The organism is Micromonospora sp. NPDC051296 (assembly GCF_040682255.1).
GTDB classification, from domain to species: Bacteria; Actinomycetota; Actinomycetes; order Mycobacteriales; family Micromonosporaceae; genus Micromonospora; species Micromonospora craterilacus.
In genome coordinates, this window is record NZ_JBFBAO010000358.1 from 1 (window position 1) to 7187 (window position 7187).

The 7187-nt window shown below is 71.1% G+C and carries 9 protein-coding genes; all 9 read right to left on the reverse strand.

The features are described from left to right. The coding region (locus AB0M52_RS27755) for an ABC transporter ATP-binding protein (RefSeq protein ID WP_363959605.1) at positions 1–741 on the reverse strand (741 nt) is incomplete at its 3' end. Positions 742–897: 156 nt separating this feature from the next. After that, positions 898–1791, reverse strand: a complete 894-nt coding sequence (locus tag AB0M52_RS27760) for an ABC transporter permease (protein ID WP_363959608.1) — start codon at positions 1789–1791, stop codon at positions 898–900. Further along, complete coding sequence (locus AB0M52_RS27765; RefSeq protein WP_363959611.1) at positions 1788–2732, reverse strand: ABC transporter permease; 945 nt, start codon at positions 2730–2732, stop codon at positions 1788–1790. The genes AB0M52_RS27760 and AB0M52_RS27765 overlap by 4 nt, the downstream gene beginning before the upstream one ends. An 18-nt stretch (positions 2733–2750) precedes the next feature. Beyond that, positions 2751–4286, reverse strand: coding sequence for an ABC transporter substrate-binding protein (locus AB0M52_RS27770; protein ID WP_363959614.1), 1536 nt, complete (start codon positions 4284–4286; stop codon positions 2751–2753). Positions 4287–4476: 190 nt separating this feature from the next. Further along, positions 4477–4938: a hypothetical protein gene (locus AB0M52_RS27775; protein WP_363959617.1), complete on the reverse strand. Its 462-nt coding sequence runs from the start codon at positions 4936–4938 to the stop codon at positions 4477–4479. Between the two features lie 64 nt (positions 4939–5002). Further along, positions 5003–5587: a DUF302 domain-containing protein gene (locus AB0M52_RS27780; protein ID WP_363959620.1), complete on the reverse strand. Its 585-nt coding sequence runs from the start codon at positions 5585–5587 to the stop codon at positions 5003–5005. Between the two features lie 54 nt (positions 5588–5641). After that, complete coding sequence (locus tag AB0M52_RS27785) at positions 5642–6295, reverse strand: M23 family metallopeptidase (protein ID WP_363959622.1); 654 nt, start codon at positions 6293–6295, stop codon at positions 5642–5644. Between the two features lie 81 nt (positions 6296–6376). Further along, on the reverse strand, positions 6377–6841 hold the full coding sequence (locus AB0M52_RS27790; protein ID WP_363959625.1) for a universal stress protein: 465 nt from the start codon (positions 6839–6841) through the stop codon (positions 6377–6379). A 154-nt stretch (positions 6842–6995) separates the two neighbouring features. Beyond that, positions 6996–7187: hypothetical protein (locus AB0M52_RS27795; RefSeq protein ID WP_363959628.1), on the reverse strand; the 192-nt coding region annotated here is incomplete at its 5' end.

Sequence of the window (7187 nt, forward strand, 5' to 3'; positions counted from 1 at the left end):
CGGGTTGGCGAAGACGGCGTCGACCGGACCCTGTTCGAGGATGCGGCCGGCGTACATGACCGCCACCGTGTCCGCGATGCCGGCGACGACGCCGAGATCGTGGGTGATCCAGACGACCGCGGTGCCCAGCCGCCGCTGCAGGTCGGCGACCAGCTCGACGATCTGGGCCTGGGTGGTGACGTCGAGGGCGGTCGTCGGCTCGTCGGCGATGAGCAGGTCCGGCTCGCAGGCCAGCGCCATGGCGATCACCACCCGCTGGCGCATGCCGCCGGAGAACTGGTGCGGGTACGCGTCCACCCGCTCGGCGGCGGACGGGATGCCGACCAGGTCGAGCAGTTCGACGGCGCGGGCCCGGGCGGCCCGCCGGGTCAGCCCGAGGTGTTCCTCGCCGGCCTCGATGACCTGCCGGCCCACGGTCAGCACCGGGTTGAGCGAGGTCATCGGGTCCTGGAAGACGAAACCCACGTGCCGCCCGCGCATCCGTCGGCGGCGTTCCGCCGGCAGCCCGGTGAGTTCCGTGCCGAGCAGGTGGACGCGCCCGGCCACCCGGGCCGACCGGGGCGCGAGGCCGGTCGCGGCGAGCACGCTCATGCTCTTGCCGCTGCCCGACTCGCCGACCAGCGCGAGGGTCTCCCCCGCCCGGACCGACCAGTCCACGCCCGCGACCGCCCGGGCCGGACCTCGGCGGGTGCCGATGGTGACGGTGAGGTCCTCAACGGCCAGGACCGGCCGGTCGCTCATGACGGCACTCCGCTTCGCTCCGTGCCGCCATGAGGCACCACCGCACCGAGCTGATGATTCACTCGCTGACGCTCGCTCATGACGGCACTCCGCTTCGCTCCGCGCCGCCACGAGGCACCACCGCACCGAGCTGACGATTCGCTCGCTGACGCTCGCTCATGCGGTGCTCCTCCTCGCTTCGCTGACGGTGAGCTGGCGGGGGTCGAGCACGTCGCGCAGCGCGTCGCCGACCAGGTTGAACGCGAGGACGGTGAGGAAGATCGCGGCGCCGGGGAACACGCCCAGCCACCACGCGTCGGTGACGAACCCGCGCCCGTCGTACAGCATCCGGCCCCACGCGGGCGCCGGCGGTTGCACCCCGAGGCCGAGGAAGGACAGCGCCGCCTCGGACAGGATGGCGAAGGCCAGCGACAGTGACGTCTGCACGATCAGCGGCGCCGCGATGTTGGGCAGCACGTGCCGGCGCATGATGCGCAGGTCGGACGCGCCGATCGAGACGGCCGCCCGGACGAAGACCTGCTCCCGGACGGAGAGCACGCCGGCCCGGGTGACCCGGGCGAAGATCGGGGTGTAGACCACCCCGATCGCGATCATCGCGGTGACCAGCCCCGGCCCGAGCACCGCCACGATGGCCACCGCGAGCAGCAGGACCGGGAACGCGAACAGCACGTCCATGCAACGCATGAGCACGTTGTCGAGCCAGCCCCGGTAGTAGCCGGCGAACAGTCCGAGGGTCACCCCCACGACCAGGGCGATCCCGACGCTGACCAGGCCGACCTGAAGCGAGACCCGGGCCGCGACCATGACCCGGCTGAGCACGTCGCGGCCGAGTTCGTCGGTGCCGAAGGGATGCGACCAGTTGGGCGGCTCGAGCATCCGGTCGACGTCCACGTCGTTGACGCCCGAGGGTGCCAGCCAGGACCCGGCCACCCCCACCACGACCAGCAGCGCGAGGACCGCACTGCCGGTCAGGGCCAGCGGGTCGTGGCACAACGCCGACAGGGCCCGGCGCAGCTGACCGTCCCCACCGCTTCCTCCGCGCGCGCTCATCGGACCGTGATCCGCGGGTCGAGGCGGGCGTAGAGGATGTCCACCAGGAGGTTGATCAGGAGGAACGACGCGGCGACCAGCAGGACGGCACCCTGGAGCACGGGATAGTCCCGGGCCTGCACCGCGTCGTAGGTGAGCCGGCCGATGCCGGGCCAGGCGAACAGCACCTCGATCACGATCACGCCGCCGAGCAGGCTGGCCAACTGCACCGCCACGACGGTGACCACCGGGATGAGCGCGTTACGCAGCACGTGCCGCAGCACCACCACCCGGGTCCGCAGCCCCTTCGCCTCGGCGGTGCGGACGTAGTCCTCCGACAGCACCTCCAACATCGAGGACCGGATGAACCGGGTGAGGATCGAGGCGGTGACCAGGCCGACCGTCGCCGCCGGCAGGGCGACGTGCGAGGCCCACCTGGCCGGATCCTCGGTGAGAGCCACATAGCCCGACGGTGGCAGCCAGCCGAGCACCCCGGCGAAGAGCAGGATGCCCATGATGCCCATCCAGAAGTCGGGCACCGAGACGCCGAACTGGCTGAACACCCGCGCCGCGTGGTCGATGAACGAGCCGCTGCGGATGGCCGACAGGACGCCCAGCGGGAACGCGATCAGCATCGCGAACACGACGGCGGTGACCGCCAGGGACAGCGTCGCGGGCAGCCGCTCCAGCACGATCGAGGTGACCGGCCGTCCACTGCGGAAGCTGACGCCCAGGTCGCCGGTCAGTGCCCGACCGAGATAGTTGAAGTACTGCACGACGAGGGGCTGGTCCAGCCCGGCCCGGGCCCGCAGCGCCTCGTACGTCTGCGGGTCGAAGCGGGTGCCGAGGGCCACCCGGACGGGGTCACCCGGCACCAGCTGGAGCAGCAGGAACACGACGAGGGTCACGCCGAGCAGTACGACGCCGGACTGCAGCAGCCGGCGAATGACGAAGCGGGCCACCTGCGGTCCCCTGCCGACTCACCGGGCGAGGGCCACGTCGCGGAACCGGATCGCCCGGTCGGTGCGTACCTCATAGCCGGAGACCTGCTTTGACCAGCCCTGCGCCACGTCCGGGTTGTACAGGTAGATGTAGCTGGCGTCGTCCACGATCTGCTTGGCCACCTGCTCGTACTGCTGCTTGCGGGCGGCCTGGTCGGTCTCCGTCCGAGCCCGGTCGAGTAGCTGGTCCACGGCGGGGTTGCGGTACTTGTGGAAGTTGAACGTGCCGCCGCTGTGGTGCTGGGCGTAGTAGAACTCGTCGGGGTCGACGTTGCCCAGCCAGCCGAGCATGAACGAGTCGAAGTTGCCCTTGCCCTGCTCGTCGAGCCACTGCGCGAAGTCCAGCGTACGGATCTTGACGTTGACGCCGATGGCCTCCAGCTGCGACGCGATGACCTGGGCGGCGGTGACGGTCTCCGGGTACTCGCTGGTGACCATCAGGTCCATGGTCAGATCGCTGACGCCGGCCTGGTCGAGCAGCTGCCGCGCCTGGTTCGGGTCGTGCCGGTACGGCGCGTACTCGTAGTAGAAGGCGCTGTTCTGCGGGATGGCCGTCTGGTTGACGGTGGCCAGCCCGAACTTGGCGGCCTTGGTGATCGCCTCCCGGTCGAGCGCGAAGGCGACGGCCCGGCGCACGTTGACGTCGTCGTACGGCTTGCGGGCCTGATTGAGGGCGAGGTACCAGTAGTCGCTGGACGGCACGGTACGTACGTCGAGGTCGTCGCCGTCGAGCAGCGCGGGGACCTGCTGGGGTGGCAGGTTGTCGGTCCACTGCACCTCGCCGCCGCGCAGGTTCTGCAGGGCCACCGTGGGATCCTTGACGAAGGTGAAGGTCACCCCGTCGAGCTTGGGCTTGTCGCCCCAGTAGTTGTCGTTGCGGACCAGCCGGATGTTGTCGCCGGAGTTGTAGCTGCCGATGGCGAACGGGCCGCTGCCGACCGGCTTGGTGGTCACCTCGCCGGATTCCACGTTGGACTTCTGGACGATCGCCACGCCCTTGAATCCGCCGAGGTTGGCCAGCAGGTTCGGGGTGGGCGCGGTGAGGGTGATGACCACGGTGGCCGGATCGGGCGCGGTCACCGACTTGACGGTGGCGAACTTGTACGCGGTGTTCAGCTTCCCGTCGATGATCCGGGTGTAGGAGTAGACCACGTCCGCCGAGGTCAGCGGCGACCCGTCGGAGAACTTGACACCCTCGCGGAGGGTGAACGTCCAGGTCAGCTGGTCGTCGCTGGTGGTCCACTCGGTGGCCAGGGAGGGCTTCATCGCCAGGTTCGCGTCCGGCTCGACGAGGGTGTCGTAGACGTTCTCCAGCACCTGGAAGCTGTAGTAGGCCGAGGTCTTGTGCGGGTCGAGCTGGTCGGGTTCACCGCCGATGGCGGCGTGGAGAACGCCGCCCGCGCCTGCCCCGTCAGCCCCGTCGACGTCGACGCCCTCACCGGTGGTGCATCCGGCGACCGCGACGAGCATCAGGGCGAATGTGGAGCCGGCCAACCGGAATCTGGTGCTGGACATGGTCCTCCCCCTGGATTCTTCCCCGGCAGATGAAAGATTTTGGCGAGTCTGGCCCCCCTGGCCGACGAATGTCAACACAAACTGTGGCAAATTGCCCGCTCTGCGGGGCCGCCGCCTCCCCTCCTCGCCCCACGCTAACCGCAAACCGCCCTGCCGGCAGGACACGGACCCCCGGCCGCTGACCCCGGAGCTACACGCAGCACCAGCAGTAGAGGTGCTCGCCGGCGTCGCGGGCCCGCCGGGCGAGGGCGGCGACCGCCTCGATCACCGGCAGCATCTGGTCGGCGGGGAGCGGGCCGTCCCAGGCGAGTTCCTCGGTCTGCCCCCACCGGGCCGACAGCTCGGGCAGTTGGGCGGCGGTGATCGAGGCCAGGGTGTCCCTTGTGGCGTCGTCGAGGAAGGTCAACCAGGGCCCATCCGGGTCACCGCTCCACAGCAGCTGCTCCCCGACCAGACCGGCCTGCCAGGTCACCCCACGCGCGAGAGAGACCAGTTGGCCCAGCGTCACCCCAGGGTCGATGCCTTTGAGGTCGATCGCGTCGACCCCGGGTCGCCCGTCTGCCGTGGCGACCGGGCCGCCGTCGAGATCCGCCATCAGTTTCACCGCGGCGGCGTCGTCCGCCGCCCGGAAGTAGTCATACAACACACCCACGCCCGACATCCCAGCAAAGGGGTACGACATCCCGCGCTCCGCACCGCCAGCCGGGCGGTCGGTGTCAGGCTGGGGCTGGGCCCGCGGCGGCGCGGCGGAGCAGGTCCAGCACCTCGGCGTCCAGTTCGCGGGCCACCGCCAACGCGCGCGGGTCGCCGTACGGGGTGATCAGGCTCGCCACGGTGTCGTACGCGATCCGCACGGTGTCGGCGTCCTGCCAGAGCAGGATGGTGACCGGGGCGTACGCGCCCGCGTCGGGCACGTGGCGCGTCATCCGGCTCATCGTGACCGGGTTGCCGGCGATGATCCGGACCAGCCGGTACGGCGTGATGTCCGGATCCTCGCGCAGGGCGGTGTCCAGGTCGAGGTGCAGGAACCGCATCAGGCCGGCCGGGCCACTGGCCTCGCGCACCTTTCTCGTGTAGTCGGCGTACGACGGCGCCGCCGCCCACTCGTGCATCTCGGCTGCCAGGTCGGGCCGCGAGATGCCGGTGTAGACGTCGGCCAGCACGTCGTCGAACGCCCGCCCGGAGGCCAGCGTGATCCGGTCGACGATCACCCGGGTGTGCGTCTCCGCGCCGTCGGGCACCGTCGCCGGTATCGGGTCGCCGTGCCGGCCCGACACGTCCCCCTCGTCGGGTTGGGCCATGTGCCGATCCTAGGAGCCACCGGAGCAGCCCGGAGGCGGTTCGCCCGACGCCGGCTACGACTGCGCGGGAGCGCAGTTGTTGCTGGTCAGCCGCATGGTGTACTCGGCGTCGTCGTGGGTGATGCCCGACGGCGACCCGTCGAACCAGGTCTCCACCTTCTGCCAGCCCCGGCGCTGCTCGTAGTGCAGGTGCGGCGCGCCGGAGTTGCCGGTGCTGCCGATCCGCCCGATCTGTTCGCCCTGGGCGACCCGCTGCCCGACCGCCACCAGTGGCGGTTCGAGCAGGTGCAGGTACTGCGTCTCCCACCGGCCGCCATGATCGATCTTCACCCAGTAACCGCCGCCGCGACCCCGTGGGCCGTCCGGGTTGTCCGGGGTACGACCACCCAGCGAGCCGTTGATCCCGGCCACGGTGACCGTGCCCTCGTACGAGGCGAGCACCGGCTGCCCCCACGGGTCTCCGTCGAGGGGAAAGAGATCCACGTCGTGGTCGCCGTGACCGGGGTAGGTGCCCAACTGCCAGGTCTCACCGCAGGCGACGGGAAGCTGGAACAGCGGGCGCGGCCCCGGCGGCAGCAGCAGCGGCACCACGTAGGCGGCAACGGCGGCGAGCGCCCCCACCACGCCGACGATGAGCACGAGGCGGAGGGTGCGCTTGCGGTTGCGGCGGTGGGATCGGGGGTGGCCGGTCGTCACCAGCGCAAGCATGACAGACGTCGGCAAGACGCCCGCCCGGCGGCACGGGCACCGTCGCGGTGCCCGTGCCGCACAGGTGGTGCCGGTCGTCGGTCAGCCGGACAGTGCCGGCGCGGTGGTGCCGGTGGGGGCCGGGGCCGGCACCGGGATCACCACCACCGGGCAGGTGGCCTTGCGTACGCACTCCTCGCTGACCGAGCCGAGCACGGTGTGCCGTAGCCGGCCATGGCCGTGACTGCCGAGCACCAGCAGGTCGGCTCCACGGGCGGCGGCGGACAGCACGTCGGCCGGCCGGCCCTCGACAACCTCGACGGCGACCGGCGCCGAGGATCCGTCCCGGGTGACCGCGGCAATCTCCCGGGCGACCAGGTCGGTGGCCCGTTCCTCTTCCTCGATCGGGTTGGGTGCGACCATGTAGCCGCCGTCCAGGCCGTCCCACCGCCAGGCGACGACCGCCTGTACGGTGCCGCCACGCTCGGTCGCCTCCTGCACCGCCCACCGCAGGGCACGCCGACCGCCATCCGAGCCGTCGACGCCCACGACGATCAGGTATGTCATCGTCCTCACTCCTTTCGCCCTCTCTTCCAGTGCAGCCTCGGCGCGGCGGCCGGACCAGCGGCTGAGGTCCCGAACCGGCGGGCCGGGCGGCACGGCCGCACCGGGACCTCCTGCCCTGCCGAAACCCTCGGGTCAGGAGTCCGCCGCCAAAGGGTCAGCCGAAGGCGCGCGCCTGCCAGGTGCGGACCTGGCTGGCCGGGAGCGCCTCGGGCAGGATGGCGATCCGGTCCACCTCACCGGTTAGCCGCTGGCCGCCGTTCTGGTCGGCACCGAATCGCAGCTCGCGGGTGGCGCAGCCGATGATGCCGCCGTCCGGCACCTTGGCCGTGCCGGCCTGCTGGCCGTC

Bases quoted from the DNA above. Each gene is read 5' to 3' on its own strand.
- AB0M52_RS27780 (WP_363959620.1), bottom strand. From the start codon at position 5,587: ATGGCCCAACCCGACGAGGGGGACGTGTCGGGCCGGCACGGCGACCCG.
- AB0M52_RS27770 (WP_363959614.1), bottom strand. From the start codon at position 4,286: ATGTCCAGCACCAGATTCCGGTTGGCCGGCTCCACATTCGCCCTGATG.
- AB0M52_RS27790 (WP_363959625.1), bottom strand. From the start codon at position 6,841: ATGACATACCTGATCGTCGTGGGCGTCGACGGCTCGGATGGCGGTCGG.
- AB0M52_RS27785 (WP_363959622.1), bottom strand. From the start codon at position 6,295: ATGCTTGCGCTGGTGACGACCGGCCACCCCCGATCCCACCGCCGCAAC.
- AB0M52_RS27760 (WP_363959608.1), bottom strand. From the start codon at position 1,791: ATGAGCGCGCGCGGAGGAAGCGGTGGGGACGGTCAGCTGCGCCGGGCC.